A 23,102-nucleotide genomic window follows, 5' to 3' on the forward strand; every position below is an offset into this window, starting at 1 on the left:
CCATAACCACCTTTGCTAAATTTGTTCCATCACAAACCGTCTTGTGGCTGCATCAATTTCCAGAATTTCCTCTAAGCTCGGACGTGCAATGACATTGTGATGGTTCATTGCTTTTTCAATGAGGTCTTCCACTGTTAAGAAACCAATTCTCTTTTGTAAAAAAGCTTCAACAGCTACTTCATTTGCTGCGTTCATTACAGCTGGCATACTTCCACCTGCTTTTCCAGCTTCATACGCAAAACGTAAACAACGGAATCGTTCTTGGTCCATTTTCTCAAAATGCAACGTCCCTATTTCCCATAAGTTTAACTGTTTTGTGTCTGAAAGAGGCAATCTATCAGGATATGTAAGTGCGTATTGAATTGGTACTCGCATATCAGGTGAACCAAGCTGCGCCATTACACTACGATCTTCAAATTCAACCATAGAATGGATAATACTTTCTTTATGTAAAACAACATCGATTTGCTCATAAGGGATACCAAAAAGCCAATGTGCTTCAATTACTTCTAGTCCCTTATTCATCATTGTAGCAGAATCAATTGTAATTTTCGAACCCATTGACCAGTTTGGATGTCGAAGCGCATCTTCTACGGTCACATGATGCAATTCATCTCTCGTTTTATCACGGAAACTTCCACCAGAAGCCGTTATAATAAGACGAGAAATTCTTTTTTCATTTTCACCATTCAAGCATTGAAAAATAGCCGAATGTTCACTATCTACTGGAAGTAACGAAACATTATGTTTTCGTGCTGCTTCCATTACAAGATGTCCTGCAGTTACTAACGTTTCTTTATTTGCAATTCCAATTGTTTTTTTCGCCTCAATCGCACGAAGTGTCGGTAACAACCCTACGCTACCTACAACAGCATTTACTACAATCTCCGCATCTGGATGTAATGCTACTTCTAAAAGTCCTTCACTACCATATACAATTTTTGTATTACCAGAAACAGCTTGTAATTTTAAAACATCTTCCTCTCTTTGCACAGAGACGATTTGCGGAGAAAATTCTTGAATTACCTTTACTGCGTAGTCAATATTTTTCCCTACAGAAAAAGCAACGAGACGGAATTGGTCTGGGTGCGAGCGTAATACATCTAAAGTTTGTGTACCAATTGATCCGCTTGCACCTAATAAACTAATGTTTTTCATGACTCCAACCCCTCGTTCATTTATTAATTGTATTGTAATAAGAAGTAGAGAATTGGTAAAACGAATAACCAACTATCTGTTCGATCTAATATACCACCATGCCCAGGTAAAATTGTACCTGAATCCTTTACGCCATAATGACGTTTAAAAGCAGATTGTACTAAATCACCAATTTGTCCAAAAATAGAAATGATAATTGTCAGCACAATTAAAATTACTACATTCGATTCGACTGGGAAGAACACGTTGTAAACAAGTGCCACAATAATTCCACAAACGATGCCGCCTAATGAACCTTCAATCGTTTTATTTGGACTAATTTCTGGCCACAATTTTCTCTTGCCCAATGCTTTCCCTACGAAATATGCGCCTGAATCAGTAGCCCATATAACAAATAATGCACAAAACACATATTTAATTCCTAATATTCTCGTTTCATTTAAATATAAGAATCCCATTGCCACATATGTCGTTGCCATTAGTAAAAATGAAGCATTATCAAAAGTAAATGTATTCTTAGAAAGGACTGTATATGATAAAAGTAATAAAACAATCACAAATGTGATTTCCAATTTACCTAATCCAATCCATGTAAACAGTTCTGATGCACTACTTGGAATTAAAAGAATCCACAATAATACTGCAGCTAAAACTGTCGGTACTGAAATAAGCGTAAGCTTATTCATACGAATTAATTCATATAAACCTATAGAAGCAAGTGCATACACTAAAACCGTAAAAGGCACGCCACCGTATATTACGATGGGAATGAATAGCGCGGCAGCAACCACTCCAGTAATAATTCTCTGTTTCACTACCAAACCCTCTCTTTCTACACGCCTCCGAATCTGCGCCCTCTATGTTGAAAGTCAGTAATCGCATTTAGCAAATGTTCTTCTTTGAAGTCTGGCCAATACACATCTGTAAACCAAAACTCCGAATATGCAATTTGCCATAACATGAAATTACTAATACGTAGCTCTCCGCTTGTTCGGATTAACAACTCTGGATCAGGTAAAGAACTCGTCATTAAGTAGGAGGAAAGCATTTCTTCACTTACCTCTTCAGAACGAATTTTTCCTTCCTCATTATCTTTCATCATATGTTGCACAGCAGAAACGATTTCATCTCGACTTCCATAGTTTAACGCGAAATTAAGAATTAATCCCGTATTCTCTTTCGTATCTTCCATGGCTTTCTCCATCGCTCTGCGTGTATGCGTAGGAAGACGATCTTTTTGCCCTATTACTCGGACTTGTACATTTTCTTCAATCAATTCTGGTAAAAATGTACCTAGAAATTCTTCTGGAAGCTTCATTAAATAATCAACTTCCTTTTTCGGTCTTTTCCAGTTCTCAGTTGAAAAAGCATAAAGAGTTAACACTTTCACATTAAGTTTACTTGCAAATTTTGTAATTTTCTTTACAACTTGCATACCTTCATGATGTCCCGCAATACGAGGCATTGCTCTCCTCTTTGCCCATCTTCCATTCCCATCCATAATGATGGCAATATGTTCTGGGATATATCCTTTTTTCACTTCTTCAACGAGATGATCAAACGATGTGTCCTTTTTACCTTTAAAAAAAGGAAAGTTTTTAAACATCATTCATACCCTCCAACAAGCAGACGTATGCCTAAAAGTGTAAAAAGACCCCCTTAAGAAGAGGGTCATATTTGCGAAGTTATCGCTATTACACTTCCATGATTTCTTTTTCTTTGTTTTTTGCGATTTCGTCAACTTTTGCAATATATTTATCTGTTTCTTTTTGGATATCTTCAGTATATCCTCTTAAATCATCTTCTGTAATCTCGCCAGCTTTTTCAAGCTTCTTAAGATCATCATTTCCGTCACGACGTACGTTACGAACAGCTACTTTTGCTTCTTCAGCATATTTTTTCACAACTTTAACAAGATCACGACGACGCTCTTCTGTTAATGCAGGGAATGCAATACGAATTACAGTTCCATCATTAGAAGGGTTTAAGCCTAAATCTGCTTTTAAAATTGCTTTTTCGATATCACCGATAGAAGTTTTATCATAAGGTTGAATTACAAGTAAACGTGCTTCTGGAACTGTAATGTTCGCTAATTGCACAACTGGTGTTGGTGCACCATAGTAATCAACTTGTACCTTATCTAATACAGACGAGCTTGCACGACCAGCGCGAACTGTTGCTAGTTCACGAGAATAAGCAGCAACTGCTTTTTCCATTTTTTCATTTGAAGATTTCAATACTTGTTGTCCCATATTTATTTCCCCCTTACAACTGTTCCAATATTTTCGCCTAAAACGGCACGTTTAATATTACCTTTTTCCATAACTGAGAATACAATTAATGGAATATCATTATCCATACATAGAGAAGAAGCTGTAGAATCCATTACACCTAAACCTTCTTTTAATACATCTAAGTAAGTAAGCGTTTCGTATTTCGTAGCTGTTGGGTCAATAGATGGATCTGCGCTATATACGCCATCCACATTATTTTTCGCCATTAAAATAACGTCTGCTTCGATTTCCGCTGCACGTAATGCTGCTGTTGTATCTGTTGAGAAGTATGGATTACCTGTACCTGCTGCAAAGATAACAACACGTTTTTTCTCTAAGTGACGAACTGCTTTACGGCGAATGTAAGGCTCTGCCACTTGACGCATCTCAATTGAAGTTTGTACACGAGTTTGGATTCCAATATTCTCCAAGCTATCTTGAAGAGCTAATGAATTCATAACTGTAGCTAACATGCCCATGTAATCTGCTCCTGCACGATCCATGCCCATTTCACTTCCAATTTTCCCACGCCAAATGTTACCGCCACCAACAACAACAGCAACCTCTACATCAAGTTCTGCAATTTCTTTCACTTGTTCTGCAACTGACTTAATAACAGTTGGATTAATTCCAAATCCTTGCTCTCCAGCTAAAGCTTCTCCACTTAGCTTTAAAACGACACGATTATATTTCGGTTTACTCATAATGAACCTCCAATTGCTTACATCTTTATTTTAAAAAAGGGAACACAATGTGTTCCCTAATCTGTATTAGTTACTACCTTTTACTTGGTTCATTACTTCTTCAGCAAAGTTGTCTTCGCGTTTTTCGATACCTTCACCAACAGCGTAGCGAACGAATCCTTTTAATGTTCCGCCTTTAGACTCAACGAACTGACGAACTTTCATATCAGGGTTTTTAACGAATGCTTGGTCAAGTAAGCAAATCTCTTCGAAGAATTTGCCTAGACGGCCTTCAACCATTTTTGCAACGATTTTTTCAGGCTTGCCTTCGTTTAATGCTTGTTGTGTTAATACTTGACGCTCATGCTCAACTTCTTCAGCTGTTACAGCATCGCGGTCGATGTATTTAGGGTTAACTGCAGCGATGTGCATTGCAACATCTTTAGCAGCAGCTTCATCAGTAGAACCTTCAAGAACTGTTAATACACCAATGCGTCCACCCATGTGTAGGTAAGCGCCGAATGCATCTGCATCAGTTTTTGATACGATTTCGAAACGACGAAGTGTAAGTTTTTCACCAATTTTAGCGATTGCTTCGTTGATGTGCTCTTCAACGTTTTTACCGTTTTCCATTGTTTGAGCCATAGCTTCTTCAACGTTAGCTGGTTTGTTAGTTAATAAGTGAGCAGCTAATTCTTTAATTAGTGTTTGGAAACCTTCGTTTTTCGCAACGAAATCAGTTTCAGAGTTTAATTCTAAGATTAAAGCGTCGTTACCGTTTGTTTCGATGAAAGTTAAACCTTCAGCAGCAATGCGGTCTGCTTTTTTAGCAGCTTTCGCAATACCTTTTTCGCGTAAGAAGTCAATTGCCTTCTCCATGTCGCCGTTAGTTTCTGTTAAAGCTTTTTTGCAGTCCATCATACCTGCGCCAGTTTTTTCACGTAATTCTTTTACCATTTGAGCAGTGATTGCCATATTTTTCATCCTCCTAAAATATGTATTTATACCTTTTATAAAGGTGTTTATACCTTAAAAAAGGTGATAAAAGGCCGAACCCCTTATCACCTTTCCAACTTTGTTACGCAGTAACAGTTTCTTCACCTTGTTTTGCTTCAAGGATCGCGTCTGCCATTTTAGATGTAAGAAGTTTTACAGCACGAATTGCATCATCGTTTGCTGGGATAACGTGATCGATTTCGTCTGGATCACAGTTTGTATCAACGATACCGATGATTGGAATGTGTAATTTGCGCGCTTCAGCAACTGCAATACGCTCTTTACGAGGGTCTACTACGAATAATGCACTTGGAAGACCTTTCATATCTTTAATACCGCCTAAGAATTTCTCAAGACGCTCTAACTCTTTTTTAAGTTGAACAACTTCTTTCTTAGGAAGTACTTCGAAAGTACCATCTTCTTGCATTCTTTCGATGTCTTTAAGACGCTTGATACGCTTTTGGATTGTTTGGAAGTTTGTTAAAGTTCCACCTAACCAACGTTGGTTAACGAAGTACATACCAGCACGAGTTGCTTCTTCTTTAATAGCTTCTTGTGCTTGTTTTTTAGTACCTACGAATAAGATGTCTCCACCTTCAGCAGCGATGTCACGCATCGTTCTGTAAGCTTCCTCAACTTTTTTCACAGTTTTTTGTAAGTCGATGATGTAGATACCGTTACGCTCTGTGAAAATGTAACGCTTCATTTTTGGGTTCCAACGACGAGTTTGATGTCCGAAATGAACACCAGCTTCAAGCAATTGCTTCATAGAAATTACTGACATAATATAGTTCCTCCTAAATGGTTTTTGATATCCTCCGTTTACTTCATCTCTAAGCGAAACTACAAACGTAGCACCAACACTTAAATCAGTAAACGTGTGTACTTTGTACTGACACCACTGCTTACTATATCATACTGAAATATTACAATCAAGTCGAAAATGCGAACAATGTAAAACTTTCTTTGTTCATACTCGAATTCTAGTATTACCAACCTTCATTTCTTTTAAGCAAAAAAGTAAAACACAATTAATAGTTTTCCCAGAAACCACGCTTATGGCACTTTTCACAAGCGCCATCAATCCATTGCACAAAAAAAACTCTCCTCGATCGAGGAGAGTTTTTTATAAATTAGTTTGTTTTTAATTTAGCAAGTTCCTGTAGAAACTTGTCGTTTAACACTTTAATGTATGTTCCTTTCATACCTAAAGAGCGAGACTCAATAACACCAGCACTTTCTAATTTACGTAGTGCATTTACGATTACAGAACGAGTAATTCCTACACGATCAGCGATTTTACTTGCAACAAGTAAACCTTCTGTTCCATTTAATTCTTCGAAGATGTGCTCAATTGCTTCTAACTCACTGTAAGATAATGAGCTGATCGCCATTTGAACAACAGCTTTACTACGTGCTTCCTCTTCGATTTCTTCTGCTTTTTCACGTAAGATTTCCATACCTACAACAGTTGAGCTGTACTCAGCAAGGATTAAATCATCATCTAAGAACTCTTGACCAAGACGAGCTAATACTAATGTACCTAGACGCTCACCGCCACCAACGATTGGTACGATTGTAGTTAAACCTTGACCAAATAATTCTCTGTTTTCTACCGGGAATGCTGTATAAGCACTGTTCACATCTAAATTTGAAGATGTTTCTGTAATGTTGAATAAGCTTTGTGTATATTCTTCCGGGAACTGACGCTCTGCAAGCATTTGTTTCATACGCTCATTTTCGATTTGTTGGTGAATTGCATAACCTAGTAATTTACCACGACGACTTACAACGAACACGTTTGCTTCAATTACTTCACACATTGTGTCAGACATTTCTCTAAAGTTTACAGGCTTCCCTGCAGCGCTCTGTAATAACGCATTTAATTTTCTCGTTTTTGCTAATAATTCCATTTCAAAAGTTCCTCCTACATGTTACTTACATATTTTTTCATCACTTGGAAACTAGGGCGAGTCACCTGATGACACTATTACAAAATAAACTGGCTCACATCTTTATTTTTAGCAATTGTTGCTAATTTCTCCTCAACGTATTGAGGTGTTATCGTTATTTTTTCTAACGTAATTTCAGATGCTTCAAACGATAAATCTTCAAGGAGCTTCTCCATAATCGTATGAAGTCTTCTTGCTCCAATATTATCTGTATCCTGATTAACTTGATAAGCAATCTCAGCAATCTTACGAATAGCTTCGTCTGAAAATTCAATTTCTATACCTTCAGTCGCTAATAATGCCATATATTGTTTGATTAACGCATTGTCAGGCTCGATTAATATTTTAACAAAATCATCTGTTGATAATTTTGTTAACTCTACTCGAATCGGAAATCTCCCTTGCAATTCCGGAATTAAATCCGACGGTTTAGACATATGGAACGCTCCAGCTGCAACGAATAAAATATAATCCGTTTTTACTGATCCGTATTTTGTCGCAACATTCGACCCTTCTACAATTGGCAAAATGTCACGTTGCACACCTTCACGTGATACATCTACGCTATTCGACTGCTTACCAGCAATTTTGTCAATTTCATCGATAAAAATAATCCCGAGCTGTTCAGCACGATAAACAGCCTCTTGTGTAACTTCATCCATATCAATTAAGCGCTGTGCCTCTTCATTTGTCAAGAGTTTTCTTGCTTCTTTTACAGAAAGTTTACGTTTTTTCGTTTTTTTCGGCATAAAACTTCCTAATGCATCTTGGAAATTCATTCCCATTTGCTCCATGCCAGTTCCTTGTAACATATCAAACATAGAAGACTGTTGCTCGGTCACTTCAATCGATACAATTTCGTCTTCAAGAAGCCCTGCAGCAAGCTTTCTCTCCACATCTTGACGTTTCTTTTCGATTTCACCATCTTCTTGTGTATCAGACGTTTGACTCGAATTTTGAGCACCACCAAAAAGCATCTCTAATGGATTTTTAAATCCAGATTGCTTCTCCGGACTCGGTACTAAAATTTCAACAAGACGTTGATTCGCTTGCTCTTCTGCTTTATCTTGAACTTTCACTACCATTTCTTCTTTTACGATGCGAACAGATGTTTCTACGAGGTCACGTACCATCGACTCTACATCTCTACCCACATATCCAACTTCTGTGAATTTTGTAGCCTCAACCTTAATAAAAGGTGCTCCAACGAGTTTCGCCATTCGTCGTGCTACCTCTGTTTTCCCAACACCTGTCGGTCCAATCATCAAAATGTTCTTAGGTGCTATTTCATCACGTAAATTTTCAGCCAATTTACTGCGACGGTATCGATTTCTCAACGCTACAGCAACCGCTTTCTTTGCGTCTTTTTGGCCGATGATGTATTGATCTAATTTTTCCACAATTTGGCGCGGAGTAAAATGTAAATGCATATAAAATGCCTCCCTTACGATTCTACAATTCTTCAACAATTATGTTGTGATTCGTGTAAACACAAATATCGCCAGCAATCTCTAAACTCGCTTTCGCAATTTGTTTCGCTGTTAAGTGTTCACTTGCATATTGCTTTAAAGCACGACCTGCAGAAAGTGCATAATTCCCACCAGATCCAATTGCTAAAATACCATCATCCGGTTCAATCACTTCTCCTGTACCTGAAACAAGGAGCATAGTTGTTTTATCCATGACAATGAGCATCGCTTCTAGCTGACGTAACATTTTATCGCCACGCCATTGTTTTGCCATTTCAACAGCAGCACGCTGCAAGTTGCCATTATACTCTTCTAATTTTCCTTCAAACATTTCAAAAAGAGTAAATGCATCAGCAACTGAACCTGCAAAACCAGCTAAAACTTTACCTTGGAAAAGCCTGCGAACTTTACGAGCTGTATGTTTCATTACAACAGCATTTCCCATTGTCACCTGGCCATCTCCAGCCATTGCACATTCTCCATTATGATGAACTGCAAATATCGTTGTAGCGTGGAAATTCCCCATAGAAAAAACTCCTTTATTTGTTTTTATAGCTTTTAAAGCAATTTATGCCCGCGGGTGATGCTTCATGTAAACAGAACGCAATCTTTCTTTAGAGACATGCGTATAAATTTGTGTCGTCGACAAATTCTCATGGCCTAATAGCTCCTGTACAGTACGTAAATCCGCCCCTTCATCTAACATATGTGTAGCAAATGTATGCCTTAACATATGGGGACTTATCCGCATTGTCAGTGAAGCCTTTTTAATGAGTTCGTTTAAAACATAACGAACTCCACGACTTGTTAGCGGCGTACCTTTCGCATTTAAAAATACCATATGAGAGTCTTCTTCAGTCTTATTAACTAACTGTTTTCTCCCATTTTCTATATAGGTAATTAAAGAATCTTGTGCATAGCTTCCGAACGGAATATATCTTTGTTTTTTTCCTTTTCCCATTACTAAAATTGTTCCCACCGCAAAGTCAATATCGGTAAGTTGTAAATTGACACATTCACTCACACGGATCCCAGTCGCATACATCAACTCTAATAAAGCTTGATTCCTTTGACCGAGTGGCGTTCCCGTGTCAGAAACTTCGAATAATTCTTCTAACTCTTCAGCATATAAAAACTTTGGGATTGACAATTCTTTTTTGGGGAGTGACGCAAGTGCAAACGGATTATCCTTCCGATAACCTTCACGCATCAAAAAACGATATAAACTTCGTAAGCTTGATACTTTTCTTGCGACAGATTTACGGGCTAACTTTTCATCGTGCAACGTCGTTAAGTACAAACGAACATCCGCGTATGTAACGTCTAAAAAAGAGGATATGCTTTCTCGCTCCATAAATTGCACAAAATGTTCTAAATCATTTTGATAACTTGCAATTGTATATTTTGAATAATTTCTTTCAATTTGTAAATATCCAACGAATAATTGTAACAATTTCTTCACATTCACACAATTCACCTCAATAAAGGCTACTAAATCGTATCACAACTTAGTAGCCTTTGCAAGAAATTTAACTAAATATTTACAAAATTTTGAATCGTTTCTAAAGCACGTGCTGCGTATGCTTCATTTCGTTCTGCTTTCTTTTTGAGTTTCTTCTCTAACGGTGCAAATAGACCGAAGTTCGCATTCATCGGTTGGAAGTTTTTAGCATTCGTTGCCGTAATGTAATTTGCCATGCTACCCATTGCAGTTACTGGCGGTAATACAATCGGCTCTTCACCTTGCACAAGACGTGCAGCATTAATTCCTGCTAATAATCCTGATGCTGCTGATTCAACATATCCCTCTACTCCAGTCATTTGACCAGCGAAGAATAAATCATCACGTTGTTTATATTGATATGTTGGACGAAGCAAATTAGGTGAATTAATAAACGTATTACGATGCATTACACCATAACGTACAATCTCTGCATTTTCCAATCCCGGAATTAACTGTAGCACTTCTTTTTGTGGTCCCCACTTTAAATGCGTTTGGAAACCTACGATATTGTATAAAGTTCCCGCTGCATCATCTTGACGTAACTGAACAACAGCATATGGCGTTTTCCCTGTTTTTGGATCTTCTAATCCAACAGGTTTCATAGGTCCAAATACTAGCGTCTGTCTCCCTCTACTTGCCATAACTTCTACCGGCATACAACCCTCAAAGAAAATTTCTTTTTCAAACTCTTTTAAAGGCACTGTCTCAGCGGCAATTAAAGCCTCATAAAAACGATCAAATTCTTCTTCTGTCATCGGACAGTTTAAATATGCCGCTTCCCCTTTATCATAGCGAGACTTTAAATATACTTTGTTCATATCAATGCTGTCTTTTTCAACGATTGGCGCTGCTGCATCGTAGAAATAGAAATAATCTTCACCTGTTAGTTCTTTTAATTGCGCAGCAAGATCAGGAGATGTAAGTGGACCTGTTGCAATAATTGTTGGTCCTTCTGGAATTTCAGTAAGCTCTTCATTCACTACAGTTACATTCGGATGATTCTTTACGTATTCAGTCACTTTAGCTGCGAATTCATGACGGTCAACCGCTAAAGCTCCTCCAGCTGGTACAGAGCACTCATCAGCTGCACGAATAATGACAGAATCCATCAAACGCATTTCTTCTTTAATAACTCCAACAGCATTTGTTAATGTGTTTGCACGTAATGAGTTACTGCACACTAATTCAGCAAATTTATCTGTATGATGAGCTGGCGTTTGCCTTACTGGTCTCATTTCATATAATTTTACTTGGACACCACGTTTTGCAATTTGGTAAGCTGCTTCACTTCCTGCAAGACCTGCGCCAATGACGTTTACTACTTGTGTTGTCATATATATCACCTTTCCTTTTCTTCCCGAAAAAAATGTGAGCAGTTACGCTCACATTTGTTGTTCTTCTTCATAATCGCACGAAATACATTGTACTTGCACGCCTTTTTTCAACTTCTTCTCTACAAGCATGCCTTCACACTTCGGACATTTACGACCAATCGGCTTATCCCAAGATACAAAGTCACATTCTGGATACGTACCACATCCATAGAAAAGACGTTTCTTTTTGTTACTACGACGCTCAATAATTTGCCCTTCTTCACATTTCGGACAAGTTACACCGATTTCTTTCACAATCGGTTTTGTATTACGACAATCAGGGAAATTCGAACAAGCCATAAACTTCCCATATTTACCCATTTTAAAGACCATTGGATGTCCGCATAATTCACAGTCTTCCCCAGCTGGCTCATCTTTAATTTCCACTTCACGCATTTCTTTTTCCGCTTTTTCTAAGCGCGGTTCAAATCCTACGTAGAAATCATCAACAATTTTCACCCAATTGGCATTTCCTTCTTCCACTTCATCAAGGCTTTGCTCCATATTGGCAGTAAATTCAATGTTAATAATTTCCGGGAAAAATTCTAAAATAAGTTCAATTACTATTTCACCAAGTTCAGTCGGAACGAAGCGTTTATTATCTAAGCTTACATACCCACGCTTTTGAATCGTTTCAAGTGTAGGTACATAAGTCGACGGTCTTCCAATTCCAAGTTCTTCAAGCGTTCTTACTAAACGAGCCTCTGTATAACGCGGCGGTGGTTGAGTATAGTGTTGTTTCGGCTCTATATCTTTTGAAAATACCGTTTCTCCCACTTCTAACGGTGGCAACATCTTATCCTTTTCTTCCGCACCATCATCTTTTGACTCTACATACACTTTCATAAATCCTGGGAACTTTACAACCGATCCACTTGCACGGAACTGAACATTATTATTAATGAGTCTCGCTGTCACAGTATCCATTATAGCAGACGCCATTTGACTTGCAACAAATCGCTCCCAAATCAATTTATATAATCGAAGTTGATCACGACTTAAGAAACTTTTTAGTTCCTCTGGCTTTCTCATTACCGAAGTAGGACGAATTGCCTCATGCGCATCTTGTGCATTTGACTTTTTCGTTTCTTTCTTCTTTTCTGTTCCTATGTATTCCGTACCATACGCTTCAGTGATGTAAGTACGAGCCTCTGTTTGAGCTGTTTCTGAGATACGTGTTGAATCAGTTCTCATATACGTAATAAGACCTACAGTTCCTTGTTTTCCAAGATCTATCCCTTCATACAATTGCTGTGCAAGCATCATCGTTTTCTTTGCTCGCATATTTAACTTACGTGCTGCTTCTTGTTGCAAGGAAGATGTTGTAAACGGTAATGCAGGATTACGTTTTCGCTCTTTGCGCGTTACATTTTCAACTGAAAACGCATTGTCTTTCATCTGTTCAATTATTTCATTCACTTGCGTTTCATTCGTTAATTGAACTTTTTCACCATCTACACCGTAAAAACTTGCTTCAAATGTGTCTTTTCCTTTTACAAATTCTGTTTTAATTGTCCAGAATTCTTCAGGTTCAAAGCTTTGAATTTCCTTTTCACGTTCGATGATTAAACGAACTGCTACAGATTGTACACGCCCTGCACTTAATCCTTTTTTTACTTTCTTCCATAATAAAGGACTAATATTGTAACCAACAAGACGATCAAGTATGCGTCTTGCTTGTTGTGCATCTACTAAATCCATATTAATTGCGCGAGGATGTTTAAATGATTCTTTGATTGCATCTTTCGTAATCTCATTAAACACAACCCGACAATCTGATTCAACGTCCACATTTAACGTATTCGCTAAATGCCAAGCAATCGCTTCCCCTTCGCGGTCTGGATCGGCCGCGAGATAAACTTTCTTTGCTTTTTTCGCCGCTGATTTTAAATCTTTTAAGACGGGACCTTTACCACGAATGGTAATATACTTCGGGGTGAAGTTGTTCTTTACTTCTATCCCCATTTGACTTTTTGGCAAATCGCGAACATGTCCCATAGACGCGACAACTTTGTATTTTTTCCCTAAATATTTCTCAATGGTCTTCGCCTTAGAAGGCGACTCCACGATTACGAGGTAATCTGACATGCTAGTGCCTCCTTAAGAGGTGGATTCAAGTCTTCATTAATCTTATTGATTTCTCTTGTTTTTGTCAATCAAGAATGAATATACCATACAGCGCCAATCTACCATTTGTCAATAATTGTTTAATAAAAACATAAAAATATAAGGTTAATTTAAAATCTCTTCAAAGATATCTTCTGCATTTCTTACTAGTTTTGCCCCTTGTTGAATAAGATGATTCGTTCCCGATGCCCCCTCTATAAATATAGGTCCAGGGAGCGCAAACACCTCTCTATTTTGCTCTAACGCAAGGTCTGCAGTAATAAGGGTTCCACTTCTCGATTTCGCTTCTACAACTAAAACACCTTTACTTATGCCACTAATAATCCGGTTCCTTTTTGGAAAATACCACTTTTTCGGTGCATAGTGCGGTGGATACTCTGTCAATAACAATATATATTCCTTCCACGTTTCATATAAATGCCTATTTTCTTTCGGATACATAAAAGATAATCCATGTCCTAATATCGCAATAGTCGGGCAATACTGCCTTACTGTAACCTCATGGGACATTGTATCTATCCCTTTTGCAAACCCGCTGACAATAACCCACTTTCTTTCTAATAAAGGGTGCAAAATAAATTTCAAACTCTCATGACCATATAATGATGGCTGCCTCGTTCCAACAACTGCCAATTCATTTACTTTATTCAGAAAATCTTTCTCTCCTTTTCCATATAAAACGAAGGGAGGGTCTTGTATTTCACGTAATAATTGCGGATAAATTTCATCCCATATCGTTATATAAAAGATACGATTTTTCTCTAAATAAGATATATATTGCGGAAGATTTGAACTTTGAAGGAATTTCACTAATTCTGAAGATTTTTTCGAGGATATTCCAGTGTATTGTTCCATTTGTTTTTCGTTAAAAGTATATATGTTCTTTAATTCTGGATCGACATATAGTAGCCTCTCCATCGCTTTCCAATAATCTGCTAGCAAGTAATGAAGATGTAATAATCGCTCTCTTTTCATCTCAATTCTCCTTACCCATAATTTTTATTATGTAAACAGAAAAAGTGTAAAAAGACACCCTCAAGCAAGAAGGTGTCTTTCTACAGATTAATAGTTTTTGCAAGTCTCAAATAGACCTTTTTCTTTTAAAACAGAGATTAGCGTTTCTCCCATAACTGCTGGAGTTTCAGCTACTTTAATGCCACAAGCTTCCATTGTTTTAATCTTTTCAGCAGCAGTTCCTTTACCGCCAGAAATGATTGCACCAGCATGGCCCATACGTTTGCCAGCAGGCGCTGTTTGACCACCAATGAAGCCTACAACAGGTTTTGTCATATTAGCTTTTACCCACTCAGCTGCCTCTTCTTCTGCTGTACCACCGATTTCACCAATCATAATTACAGCATGTGTTTCTTCATCTTCATTAAATGCTTTTAACGCATCAATAAAGTCTGTACCGTTAACAGGGTCCCCGCCGATACCTACAGCAGTAGATTGGCCAATACCTTCTTGTGTTAACTGATGTACAGCTTCATACGTTAATGTACCAGAGCGCGATACGATACCTACATGACCTTTTTTATGAATGTATCCTGGCATAATACCGATTTTACATTCATCAGGCGTGATAACACCTGGGCAGTTTGGTCCAAGTAAACGTGTATGTTTACCAGCCATATACCTCTTTACGTTTACCATATCTAATACAGGAATTCCTTCAGTAATACATACTACTAAATCAATTTCTGCATCAACTGCTTCCATAATTGCATCAGCCGCAAAAGCGGGTGGAACGTATACAACTGAAGCGTTTGCGCCTGTTGCTTTCACTGCATCTTCTACAGTATCAAATACTGGTACACCTTCAATATCAGTGCCACCTTTACCTGGCGTTACACCACCGACAATTTTCGTACCGTATTCAATCATTTGTTTTGTATGGAATAAACCTTGAGAACCTGTAATACCTTGAACAATAACTTTTGTATCTTTATTAACTAATACGCTCATTTTTCTCCCCCGCTTTCTATTAGCCCACTAGTGAAACAATTTTTTGTGCACCGTCTGCCATAGATTCTGCTGCAACAATATTTAAGCCAGACTCATTTAAAATTTTCTTACCTAGTTCTACGTTTGTACCTTCAAGACGTACAACTAAAGGTAACTCAAGACCTACCTGTTTCGTTGCTTCAATAACACCTTCTGCAATAACATCACACTTCATAATGCCACCAAAAATGTTAACAAAGATACCTTTTACATTTTTGTCAGAAAGGATAATTTTGAATGCTTCTGTAACTTTTTCAGCAGTTGCACCGCCACCAACATCTAAGAAGTTAGCTGGGTCACCGTGGTAATGTTTAATGATATCCATTGTAGCCATCGCTAAACCTGCACCATTAACCATACAACCGATATTTCCATCTAAAGGAATGTAGTTTAAGTCGTATTTTGAAGCTTCAATTTCTTTTGCATCTTCTTCATCAAGATCACGAAGTTCTAAAATGTCTTTATGGCGATATAACGCATTAGAATCAAAGTTTAATTTTGCATCTAATGCCATAACTTTACCTTCACCTGTTGTAACAAGTGGGTTAATCTCAGCGATAGAGCAATCTTTTTCGATAAACGCACGGTATAAGCCCATCATAAACTTCACAGCTTGTCCTACAAGCTCTTTTGGAATATTGATGTTAAATGCAATTCGGCGCGCTTGGAAACCTTGTAAACCTACTGCCGGATCAATATATTCTTTAAAGATTTTTTCAGGTGTTTTTTCTGCTACTTCTTCAATTTCTGTTCCGCCTTCTTCAGAAGCCATTAAAACAACTTGAGAAGTTGCACGATCTAAAACTAGACCTACATAATATTCTTTTTTAATATCGCAACCTTCTTCGATAAGTAAGCGTTTTACTTCCTTACCTTCAGGACCTGTTTGATGTGTCACAAGTGTAGTTCCTAAAATGCTTTCTGCATATGTACGAACTTCATCTAAATTTTTTGCAACTTTTACTCCGCCAGCTTTGCCGCGTCCACCAGCGTGAATTTGTGCTTTCACTACACATACATCTGTTCCTAATTCTTTCGCTGCTTCTACAGCTTCTTCTACTGTAAATGCAACCTTCCCGTTCGGAACGCTAACCCCATAGCTTCTAAGGACTGCCTTACCTTGGTACTCATGGATATTCATGGTCCCATCCTCCCCTGTTTTCCTGTTTTACTCGAAAAGTTTTTTAATGTTTAAAAAACATTACATTGCCATTGTATAAGATGATTGGCACGCTGTCTACAATAAAGTGTCAGAAAACTGAAATCGCTTTATTCTTTTTCGGAAATAGTAATGTTTATATGCCAAAATAAAAAATAAGCTGTATATTTACAGCTTATTTTTGAATCATATCTTTAATTGGCGCGAATGACTTTCGGTGTTCATCTAATACTCCATGCACTTCAATTGCCTCTAAATGTTGCTTTGTGCCATATCCCATATGTTGCTCAAATCCGTATTCAGGATGCTTCTCTCCCAGTTCTTTCATCATACGATCTCTCGTCACTTTTGCAATAATGGATGCAGCTGAAATCGAAACACTTTTCGCATCACCTTTAATAATTGAAGTTTGCGGAATTGGTGTAGGAAGCTTCATCGCATCAATTAATAAATGTTGGGGTGTACAAGATAAATTCGCAACAGCATCTAACATCGCTTGTTTCGTTGCTTGGTAAATATTAATTTCATCAATAACTTGCGGTGATACAATCCCTACTCCAATTGCAATTGCTTGTACTTTTATTTCATCATAAAAACGCTCACGTTTCGCTTCACTCAGCTTTTTCGAGTCATTTAACCCTGGAATATAAAAATCCTCAGGAAGAACGACAGCCGCCGTCACAACAGGCCCAGCCAATGGCCCGCGCCCTACTTCATCAATACCTGCGATATATGTGATCCCTTTTTCACGCAAAGCATTTTCATACTTGGACATTTCAAAAAACTTCTCTTTTTCTTTCTGTTCTAACTCTTTTTGTTTATACCACTTCAAAATAAGTTTTTGAACTCCTTTTCGCTCATCTTTCATTAGCAGTTGAAAACGATCTTCTTCTTCATTCATAATTTCTTGCAATACATTTTCCGCTTCTTTTATCGTCATTTTTTGCATATATACAAGCTCCTTTTTAAACGTATCCAAAAAGAAAAGACGCACAAACGCACGTCTTATACTTCTTCTATTTTTTCCACATCTTCTACTTGCTCTGCAAACTCTTCCGGTGTTTCAAACGTCATTTTTCCAAGTTTGCCACCACGAAGCTCACGAAGTACAAGCTCAGATGTCTTATCATAATCAATCATTCCGCCGCCCATTAAGCAGCCTCTATTTTTTCCAATTGCATCGAATAATTCCACAATATCTTCTGGAATCTCATTTAAATTATAGCGTTCTTTCAAGCGTTCTGGATAATGTTTCTCCATAAAACGTAATGCGTAAACAGCTACATCTTGTAAATTTAAAATTGAATCTTTAATTGCACCCGTTGTCGCTAAGCGAAGACCCACTAATTGATCTTCAAATTTAGGCCACAGAATACCTGGCGTATCTAACAATTCCATTTCCTTCCCAACTTTAATCCATTGTTGAGCTGTTGTCACACCTGGACGATCTCCTGTTTTAGCAATATTTTTCTTTGCCAATTTATTAATTAATGTAGATTTACCAACATTTGGTATCCCTACAATTAATGCACGAATCGCTCTCGGTCTAATACCTTTTGCAACCATTTTATCAAATTTTTCTTTAACAAGCACCTTACAAGCTGCTGCAATTTCCTTCATACCTTGTCCAGCTTGCGCGTTAATCGAAATTGCCATATGGCCTTTTTCTTTAAAATATGCGATCCATTGTTTTGTTAAACGGTCATCTGCCATATCCGCTTTATTTAAAACAACAAGCCTCGGCTTATGTGTAATGATTTCATCAATCATTGGGTTTCGAGATGATAATGGTAATCGAGCATCTACAAGTTCAATTACAACATCAATTAATTTTAATTTCTCCGTTACTTGGCGTCTAGCCTTCGCCATATGCCCTGGAAACCATTGAATTACCATGTTGCCACCTTCTTTTTCATTTATTTCACAATACGTGCGTCTTCTAACGGCCAATATAACATATTAGCTTTACCAATTACTTGATCCATTGAAATCGTACCGATTGAACGGCTATCTTTACTAAAACGACGATTATCACCTAAAACAAATAATTGATCTTTTGGAACGGTTTTCTTGCCTGTCATTTCTTCAAGATTAAAATCATATGTAAGCGGTCCGTCAGCAATTTGCTTTTTCTGCTTGTCTAAATACGGCTCCTCATAAGCCTTTCCGTTAACATACAGTTTATCATTACGATACTCTATTTCATCGCCTGGCAGGCCTATAATGCGCTTAATGTAATCTTTATCTTCTGTTGCTCGAAATACGATAATATCAAAGCGTTTTGGATCTCCAATGTGATAACCAATTTTATTCACAATCATTCGATCACGATCATGTAAAGTAGGTGCCATCGATACCCCGTCTACGAGAATTGGCGCAAAGAAAAACTGTCTAATAACACCAGCTAATACAACAGCAATCAAAATTGCTTTAATCCATTCCCAAAGTGAACTCTTCTCTTTTTTCATGCATTTCCCCTCCACGGTTATGTAAGCTGTTCGTATTATACCAAAATTTCATATAGATTGGAAAAAGGGAGCTTGTGCATTTACAAGCTCCCATACATGTCTTATCGAATTTCTTTAATACGTGCTTTTTTACCGCGAAGGTTACGTAAGTAGTATAACTTAGCACGACGTACTTTACCACGGCGAAGTACTTCGATTTTCGCGATTCTTGGCGTGTGAACTGGGAATGTACGCTCAACACCTACACCGTAAGAAATCTTACGAACTGTGAATGTTTCACTGATTCCGCCACCACGACGTTTAATTACAACACCTTCGAAAAGCTGAATTCTTTCACGAGTTCCCTCAACAACTTTTACGTGTACACGTAAAGTGTCACCAGGACGGAATGAAGGAAGGTCAGTTTTTAATTGGCCTTTTGTAATTTCTGCGATTAATTGTTGCATATTAAATTCTCTCCTTTAAACAGATGCTCTTATAAAGTCTTAATAAATTACAGCGGAACATCGTTAATACGGCTACTGATTTCAGTAGCACAAATGTTATAATAGCATATTACTAGGCCTGTTGCAATAGCAAATATATGAAGTTATTACTGCTCTCGCTTTATTTCCTCAAGCCATTTTTTCTCTTGTTTAGATAGATCTCTTTCATCTAACAAATCAGGTCTACGCGTATACGTACGGCGCAAAGATTCCTTATGTCGCCATTCGTCAATATTTTTATGATTCCCTGACATTAATACATCCGGTACCTTCATACCACGAAAATCAGCCGGACGTGTATAATGAGGATGCTCTAATAAACCTGTACTAAACGAATCCTCTACTTGTGAAGCATGATTTCCTAGCACGCCTGGCAAGAGACGTACAACACTATCAGTAATAACCATAGAAGCTAATTCTCCGCCCGTTAATACATAGTCACCAATAGAAATCTCATCCGTTACGAGATGCTCACGAATTCGTTCGTCATACCCTTCATAATGCCCACATACAAAGATCAAATGTTCTTCCTCTGCAAGCTCTTCCGCTTTCTTCTGCGTAAATCTTTCGCCCTGCGGACACATTAAGACAACTCTTGGCTTACGCTCTGTCTCTTTCGTCAAATCTTCTACAGCATCAAAAATAGGCTGAGGAGTAAGCACCATACCAGCTCCTCCGCCGTAAGGATAATCGTCTACGCTATTATGCTTACTTGTTGTATAATCACGAAAGTTAACAACACGAAGGTTTACCGCTTCTTTTTCTTGTGCCTTCTTTAATATAGAAGATCCAAATACACCGGTAAACATGTCTGGGAACAACGTTAAAATATCAATTTTCATTATAGCAACCCTTCCATTACATGAATGGTTACTAATTTATTTTCAATATTAACTTGAAGTACAACGTCATCAATATAAGGAATTAAGAGATCTTGACCCTTCGGACGTTTAATCACCCAAACATCATTTGCACCAGGAGAGAGAATTTCTTTAATTGTCCCTAGCGCTTCTCCTTCTTCCGTTACAACGCTGCAACCAATAATTTCGTGATAGTAGTATTCACCTTCAGCAAGTTCGCCTAACTGCTCTTCTGGTACTTTTATTAAAGAACCTTTAAACTTCTCTACTTCATCTACATTGTTATATCCTTCAAATGTTAATAAATCGAATGTCTTATGTTGGCGATGAGAAGTTACCTTCACCGGAAGGTAGTCTGTGTCTTTCTCATTCGATATGTATAGCGTGTTTCCTACTTTATATCGCTCTTCTGGAAAATCAGTACGAGAAATAACACGGATTTCTCCTCTTACGCCATGAGTATTTACAATTTTCCCTACGTTAAACCATTTTGTCATAAATAGTATGTCACCCCTGGTTTCTATATAAATTAAGCATCTCCATTTCATAGATGGAACATGCAATCTCTATTTAAATGTTAAAAAAGGGAGAGGAATAACTCCTCGCCCTTTTTACGTTTATTGAATTTCCAGTGTTACTTTTTCATCATTATGATGTCCCACTGAATACAAGAGCATTCGAATCGCTTTCGCAACTCTCCCTTGCTTTCCAATGACTTTTCCAACATCCTCAGGATGTACAGTTAATCGATACTTTATCTCTCCGTTGTAAAGTTCCTGTGTAACTTTTACATCTTCAGGATGATCGACAAGAGGCTTGACAATCGTCTCGACTAACTTCTTCATAGTCATTGCCTCAATTACTTACCTTGTTTAGATAAGTGGAATTTCTCCATGATACCTTGGTTAGAGAATAAGTTACGAACTGTATCAGATGGTTTAGCACCATTTCCTAACCATTTTAATGCTGCTTCTTCGTTGATCTTAACTTCAGCTGGTTGAGCAACTGGATTGTAAGTTCCGATTTCCTCAATGAAACGTCCGTCACGAGGAGAACGAGAATCTGCAACAACTACACGATAGAAAGGAGTTTTTTTAGCTCCCATACGTTTTAAACGAATTTTAACTGCCATTTATAAAGCACCTCCGAATTTATTTCACACAGATAATTATATTAGCAAAAAGACTATTGCTTTGTAAAGTATTTTTTCTTAACAGAGCCATCTTTTTTCCTTACATGAATGGAAACTTCAATCCACCTAGTCCTTTTTTCTTGCCTTTTTGCATTCCCGTCATCGTCTTCATCATTTTTTTCATGTCATCGAATTGTTTGATTAGACGATTGATTTCTTGTACCGTTGTACCGCTACCTTTGGCAATGCGCTTTTTGCGACTAGCATTGATTATTTCCGGTTGTTCTCGTTCTAATTTAGTCATAGAACGAATAATTGCCTCAATATGCCCAATTTGTTTTTCATCAACTTGCGCATTTTTCAGCCCTTTAATTTTATTTGCACCAGGAAGCATTCCTAACAATTCATCAAGCGGCCCAAGTTGACGCACTTGTCCAAGTTGTTCTAGGAAATCGTCAAGCGTAAACGAAAGCGTACGCATTTTTTGCTCAAGTTCTTTTGCTTTCTCTTCATCAACTGTAGCTTGCGCTTTTTCAATTAATGTTAAGACATCGCCCATCCCTAAAATACGGGATGCCATACGCTCTGGATGGAACGCTTCAATTGCATCTAGTTTTTCACCCATACCAGCAAATTTAATCGGTGTGTTTGTTACAGCCTTAATAGATAATGCAGCACCACCGCGCGTATCACCATCTAATTTCGTTAATACAACACCTGTTAAACCTAACTGTTCATGGAAACTTTGCGCAACATTTACCGCGTCTTGTCCCGTCATCGCATCGACAACAAGGAAAATTTCATCCGGTTTCGCAACTTCTTTAACTTTCGCTAATTCATCCATTAGTTCTTCATCAATATGCAGGCGACCCGCTGTATCGATTAAAACATAATCGTGATGATCTTCTTTTGCTTTTGCAATCGCTTGTTTTGCAATTTCAACAGGACTTACTTGATCTCCTAAAGAAAATACAGGCATGTCCAATTGCTTCCCTAATGTTTCAAGCTGTTTAATTGCTGCTGGACGGTAAATATCCGCTGCAACAAGCATCGGTTTACGATTATGCTTTTTACGAAGCAAATTCGCAAGCTTACCTGTTGTCGTCGTTTTACCCGCACCTTGCAGACCAACCATCATAATAACAGTCGGTGGCTTATTAGCAACAGCAATTTTGCTTTGCTCTCCGCCCATAAGTTCTGTAAGTTCTTCCTGTACGATTTTAATTACTTGTTGTCCAGGTGTCAAACTTTTCATTACATCTTGTCCGACAGCACGCTCAGACACACGCTTTATAAAATCTTTTACTACTTTAAAGTTAACATCTGCTTCTAAAAGAGCCAGACGAACTTCTCTCATCATTTCTTTCACATCGGCTTCAGAAACTTTTCCTTTGCCGCGGATTTTTTGCATTGTCTGTTGAAGTCGGTCGGCTAATCCTTCAAATGCCATATTGCCGCC

General features: G+C 37.9%; 25 protein-coding genes. All 25 read right to left on the reverse strand.

All coding sequences use genetic code 11. The annotated features are described in order from the left end of the window. Window positions 1–15: 15 nt before the first annotated feature. The gene (gene dxr, locus AC241_RS18845) at window positions 16–1,158 is read right to left on the reverse strand and encodes a 1-deoxy-D-xylulose-5-phosphate reductoisomerase (RefSeq protein WP_000790358.1); all 1,143 of its coding nucleotides are present in this window, start codon (window positions 1,156–1,158) and stop codon (window positions 16–18) included. 23 nt (window positions 1,159–1,181) lie between these two features. Then, window positions 1,182–1,973, reverse strand: coding sequence for a phosphatidate cytidylyltransferase (gene cdsA / locus AC241_RS18850; protein ID WP_000813592.1), 792 nt, complete (start codon window positions 1,971–1,973; stop codon window positions 1,182–1,184). Between the two features lie 17 nt (window positions 1,974–1,990). Continuing rightward, window positions 1,991–2,767, reverse strand: a complete 777-nt coding sequence (gene uppS, locus AC241_RS18855) for an undecaprenyl pyrophosphate synthase (RefSeq protein ID WP_000971296.1) — start codon at window positions 2,765–2,767, stop codon at window positions 1,991–1,993. An 85-nt stretch (window positions 2,768–2,852) separates the two neighbouring features. Beyond that, window positions 2,853–3,410, reverse strand: a complete 558-nt coding sequence (frr, locus tag AC241_RS18860; RefSeq protein WP_000531505.1) for a ribosome recycling factor — start codon at window positions 3,408–3,410, stop codon at window positions 2,853–2,855. 2 nt (window positions 3,411–3,412) lie between these two features. After that, on the reverse strand, window positions 3,413–4,135 hold the full coding sequence (pyrH, locus tag AC241_RS18865; RefSeq protein WP_000042669.1) for a UMP kinase: 723 nt from the start codon (window positions 4,133–4,135) through the stop codon (window positions 3,413–3,415). A 66-nt stretch (window positions 4,136–4,201) separates the two neighbouring features. Next, window positions 4,202–5,089, reverse strand: coding sequence for a translation elongation factor Ts (tsf, locus tag AC241_RS18870; protein WP_016080531.1), 888 nt, complete (start codon window positions 5,087–5,089; stop codon window positions 4,202–4,204). Between the two features lie 103 nt (window positions 5,090–5,192). After that, a complete protein-coding gene (rpsB, locus tag AC241_RS18875; RefSeq protein WP_000111485.1) occupies window positions 5,193–5,894 on the reverse strand; it encodes a 30S ribosomal protein S2 in 702 nt (233 codons plus the stop codon). 349 nt (window positions 5,895–6,243) lie between these two features. Then, window positions 6,244–7,023 (reverse strand): GTP-sensing pleiotropic transcriptional regulator CodY, encoded by a 780-nt coding sequence (gene codY / locus AC241_RS18880; protein WP_000421290.1) that lies wholly within the window; start codon window positions 7,021–7,023, stop codon window positions 6,244–6,246. 77 nt (window positions 7,024–7,100) lie between these two features. Further along, window positions 7,101–8,492 carry an ATP-dependent protease ATPase subunit HslU gene (gene hslU / locus AC241_RS18885; protein ID WP_000550084.1) on the reverse strand — a complete coding sequence of 464 codons (1,392 nt, stop codon included), beginning with the start codon at window positions 8,490–8,492 and terminating at the stop codon, window positions 7,101–7,103. A gap of 22 nt (window positions 8,493–8,514) precedes the next feature. Next, window positions 8,515–9,057, reverse strand: coding sequence for an ATP-dependent protease proteolytic subunit HslV (gene hslV / locus AC241_RS18890; RefSeq protein WP_000526274.1), 543 nt, complete (start codon window positions 9,055–9,057; stop codon window positions 8,515–8,517). Between the two features lie 42 nt (window positions 9,058–9,099). Beyond that, window positions 9,100–9,999 carry a tyrosine recombinase XerC gene (gene xerC / locus AC241_RS18895; RefSeq protein ID WP_016080529.1) on the reverse strand — a complete coding sequence of 300 codons (900 nt, stop codon included), beginning with the start codon at window positions 9,997–9,999 and terminating at the stop codon, window positions 9,100–9,102. A 65-nt stretch (window positions 10,000–10,064) separates the two neighbouring features. Then, a complete protein-coding gene (trmFO, locus tag AC241_RS18900) occupies window positions 10,065–11,369 on the reverse strand; it encodes an FADH(2)-oxidizing methylenetetrahydrofolate--tRNA-(uracil(54)-C(5))-methyltransferase TrmFO (RefSeq protein ID WP_016080528.1) in 1,305 nt (434 codons plus the stop codon). A gap of 48 nt (window positions 11,370–11,417) precedes the next feature. After that, on the reverse strand, window positions 11,418–13,496 hold the full coding sequence (topA, locus tag AC241_RS18905) for a type I DNA topoisomerase (protein WP_016080527.1): 2,079 nt from the start codon (window positions 13,494–13,496) through the stop codon (window positions 11,418–11,420). Between the two features lie 144 nt (window positions 13,497–13,640). After that, window positions 13,641–14,510 carry a DNA-processing protein DprA gene (gene dprA / locus AC241_RS18910; RefSeq protein ID WP_050844451.1) on the reverse strand — a complete coding sequence of 290 codons (870 nt, stop codon included), beginning with the start codon at window positions 14,508–14,510 and terminating at the stop codon, window positions 13,641–13,643. An 87-nt stretch (window positions 14,511–14,597) separates the two neighbouring features. Continuing rightward, complete coding sequence (gene sucD, locus AC241_RS18915; RefSeq protein WP_000115178.1) at window positions 14,598–15,500, reverse strand: succinate--CoA ligase subunit alpha; 903 nt, start codon at window positions 15,498–15,500, stop codon at window positions 14,598–14,600. A 19-nt stretch (window positions 15,501–15,519) separates the two neighbouring features. Then, the gene (sucC, locus tag AC241_RS18920; protein WP_001020790.1) at window positions 15,520–16,680 is read right to left on the reverse strand and encodes an ADP-forming succinate--CoA ligase subunit beta; all 1,161 of its coding nucleotides are present in this window, start codon (window positions 16,678–16,680) and stop codon (window positions 15,520–15,522) included. 193 nt (window positions 16,681–16,873) lie between these two features. Beyond that, window positions 16,874–17,647, reverse strand: coding sequence for a ribonuclease HII (locus tag AC241_RS18925; protein ID WP_029443116.1), 774 nt, complete (start codon window positions 17,645–17,647; stop codon window positions 16,874–16,876). 56 nt (window positions 17,648–17,703) lie between these two features. Continuing rightward, window positions 17,704–18,594 carry a ribosome biogenesis GTPase YlqF gene (gene ylqF, locus AC241_RS18930; protein ID WP_000236702.1) on the reverse strand — a complete coding sequence of 297 codons (891 nt, stop codon included), beginning with the start codon at window positions 18,592–18,594 and terminating at the stop codon, window positions 17,704–17,706. Between the two features lie 20 nt (window positions 18,595–18,614). Continuing rightward, a complete protein-coding gene (gene lepB / locus AC241_RS18935; RefSeq protein WP_000711853.1) occupies window positions 18,615–19,166 on the reverse strand; it encodes a signal peptidase I in 552 nt (183 codons plus the stop codon). A 101-nt stretch (window positions 19,167–19,267) separates the two neighbouring features. Beyond that, window positions 19,268–19,612: a 50S ribosomal protein L19 gene (gene rplS, locus AC241_RS18940; RefSeq protein WP_001186516.1), complete on the reverse strand. Its 345-nt coding sequence runs from the start codon at window positions 19,610–19,612 to the stop codon at window positions 19,268–19,270. Window positions 19,613–19,758: 146 nt separating this feature from the next. Further along, window positions 19,759–20,493 carry a tRNA (guanosine(37)-N1)-methyltransferase TrmD gene (gene trmD / locus AC241_RS18945; protein ID WP_016080524.1) on the reverse strand — a complete coding sequence of 245 codons (735 nt, stop codon included), beginning with the start codon at window positions 20,491–20,493 and terminating at the stop codon, window positions 19,759–19,761. Beyond that, entirely contained in the window at window positions 20,493–21,008 is a 516-nt protein-coding gene (rimM, locus tag AC241_RS18950) for a ribosome maturation factor RimM (protein ID WP_000170272.1), read from the reverse strand. Before rimM ends, trmD begins: the two co-directional genes overlap by 1 nt. Before the next feature lie 120 nt (window positions 21,009–21,128). Then, on the reverse strand, window positions 21,129–21,356 hold the full coding sequence (locus AC241_RS18955; protein WP_000737399.1) for a KH domain-containing protein: 228 nt from the start codon (window positions 21,354–21,356) through the stop codon (window positions 21,129–21,131). A 14-nt stretch (window positions 21,357–21,370) separates the two neighbouring features. Further along, on the reverse strand, window positions 21,371–21,643 hold the full coding sequence (gene rpsP / locus AC241_RS18960; protein ID WP_000268750.1) for a 30S ribosomal protein S16: 273 nt from the start codon (window positions 21,641–21,643) through the stop codon (window positions 21,371–21,373). A 100-nt stretch (window positions 21,644–21,743) separates the two neighbouring features. Further along, the gene (gene ffh / locus AC241_RS18965; protein WP_002173106.1) at window positions 21,744–23,093 is read right to left on the reverse strand and encodes a signal recognition particle protein; all 1,350 of its coding nucleotides are present in this window, start codon (window positions 23,091–23,093) and stop codon (window positions 21,744–21,746) included. Window positions 23,094–23,102: the final 9 nt, after the last annotated feature.

The organism is Bacillus thuringiensis (genome assembly GCF_001182785.1).
Lineage (GTDB): Bacteria > Bacillota > Bacilli > Bacillales > Bacillaceae_G > Bacillus_A > Bacillus_A thuringiensis_S.

Excerpts from the sequence above, each read along its gene's own strand:
- dxr (WP_000790358.1), bottom strand. The coding sequence starts at position 1,158 with ATGAAAAACATTAGTTTATTAGGTGCAAGCGGATCAATTGGTACACAA.
- uppS (WP_000971296.1), bottom strand. The coding sequence starts at position 2,767 with ATGATGTTTAAAAACTTTCCTTTTTTTAAAGGTAAAAAGGACACATCG.
- frr (WP_000531505.1), bottom strand. The coding sequence starts at position 3,410 with ATGGGACAACAAGTATTGAAATCTTCAAATGAAAAAATGGAAAAAGCA.
- pyrH (WP_000042669.1), bottom strand. The coding sequence starts at position 4,135 with ATGAGTAAACCGAAATATAATCGTGTCGTTTTAAAGCTAAGTGGAGAA.
- tsf (WP_016080531.1), bottom strand. The coding sequence starts at position 5,089 with ATGGCAATCACTGCTCAAATGGTAAAAGAATTACGTGAAAAAACTGGC.
- rpsB (WP_000111485.1), bottom strand. The coding sequence starts at position 5,894 with ATGTCAGTAATTTCTATGAAGCAATTGCTTGAAGCTGGTGTTCATTTC.
- codY (WP_000421290.1), bottom strand. The coding sequence starts at position 7,023 with ATGGAATTATTAGCAAAAACGAGAAAATTAAATGCGTTATTACAGAGC.
- hslU (WP_000550084.1), bottom strand. The coding sequence starts at position 8,492 with ATGCATTTACATTTTACTCCGCGCCAAATTGTGGAAAAATTAGATCAA.
- hslV (WP_000526274.1), bottom strand. The coding sequence starts at position 9,057 with ATGGGGAATTTCCACGCTACAACGATATTTGCAGTTCATCATAATGGA.
- trmFO (WP_016080528.1), bottom strand. The coding sequence starts at position 11,369 with ATGACAACACAAGTAGTAAACGTCATTGGCGCAGGTCTTGCAGGAAGT.
- topA (WP_016080527.1), bottom strand. The coding sequence starts at position 13,496 with ATGTCAGATTACCTCGTAATCGTGGAGTCGCCTTCTAAGGCGAAGACC.
- dprA (WP_050844451.1), bottom strand. The coding sequence starts at position 14,510 with ATGAAAAGAGAGCGATTATTACATCTTCATTACTTGCTAGCAGATTAT.
- sucD (WP_000115178.1), bottom strand. The coding sequence starts at position 15,500 with ATGAGCGTATTAGTTAATAAAGATACAAAAGTTATTGTTCAAGGTATT.
- sucC (WP_001020790.1), bottom strand. The coding sequence starts at position 16,680 with ATGAATATCCATGAGTACCAAGGTAAGGCAGTCCTTAGAAGCTATGGG.
- AC241_RS18925 (WP_029443116.1), bottom strand. The coding sequence starts at position 17,647 with ATGCAAAAAATGACGATAAAAGAAGCGGAAAATGTATTGCAAGAAATT.
- ylqF (WP_000236702.1), bottom strand. The coding sequence starts at position 18,594 with ATGGTAATTCAATGGTTTCCAGGGCATATGGCGAAGGCTAGACGCCAA.
- lepB (WP_000711853.1), bottom strand. The coding sequence starts at position 19,166 with ATGAAAAAAGAGAAGAGTTCACTTTGGGAATGGATTAAAGCAATTTTG.
- rplS (WP_001186516.1), bottom strand. The coding sequence starts at position 19,612 with ATGCAACAATTAATCGCAGAAATTACAAAAGGCCAATTAAAAACTGAC.
- trmD (WP_016080524.1), bottom strand. The coding sequence starts at position 20,493 with ATGAAAATTGATATTTTAACGTTGTTCCCAGACATGTTTACCGGTGTA.
- rimM (WP_000170272.1), bottom strand. The coding sequence starts at position 21,008 with ATGACAAAATGGTTTAACGTAGGGAAAATTGTAAATACTCATGGCGTA.
- AC241_RS18955 (WP_000737399.1), bottom strand. The coding sequence starts at position 21,356 with ATGAAGAAGTTAGTCGAGACGATTGTCAAGCCTCTTGTCGATCATCCT.
- rpsP (WP_000268750.1), bottom strand. The coding sequence starts at position 21,643 with ATGGCAGTTAAAATTCGTTTAAAACGTATGGGAGCTAAAAAAACTCCT.
- ffh (WP_002173106.1), bottom strand. The coding sequence starts at position 23,093 with ATGGCATTTGAAGGATTAGCCGACCGACTTCAACAGACAATGCAAAAA.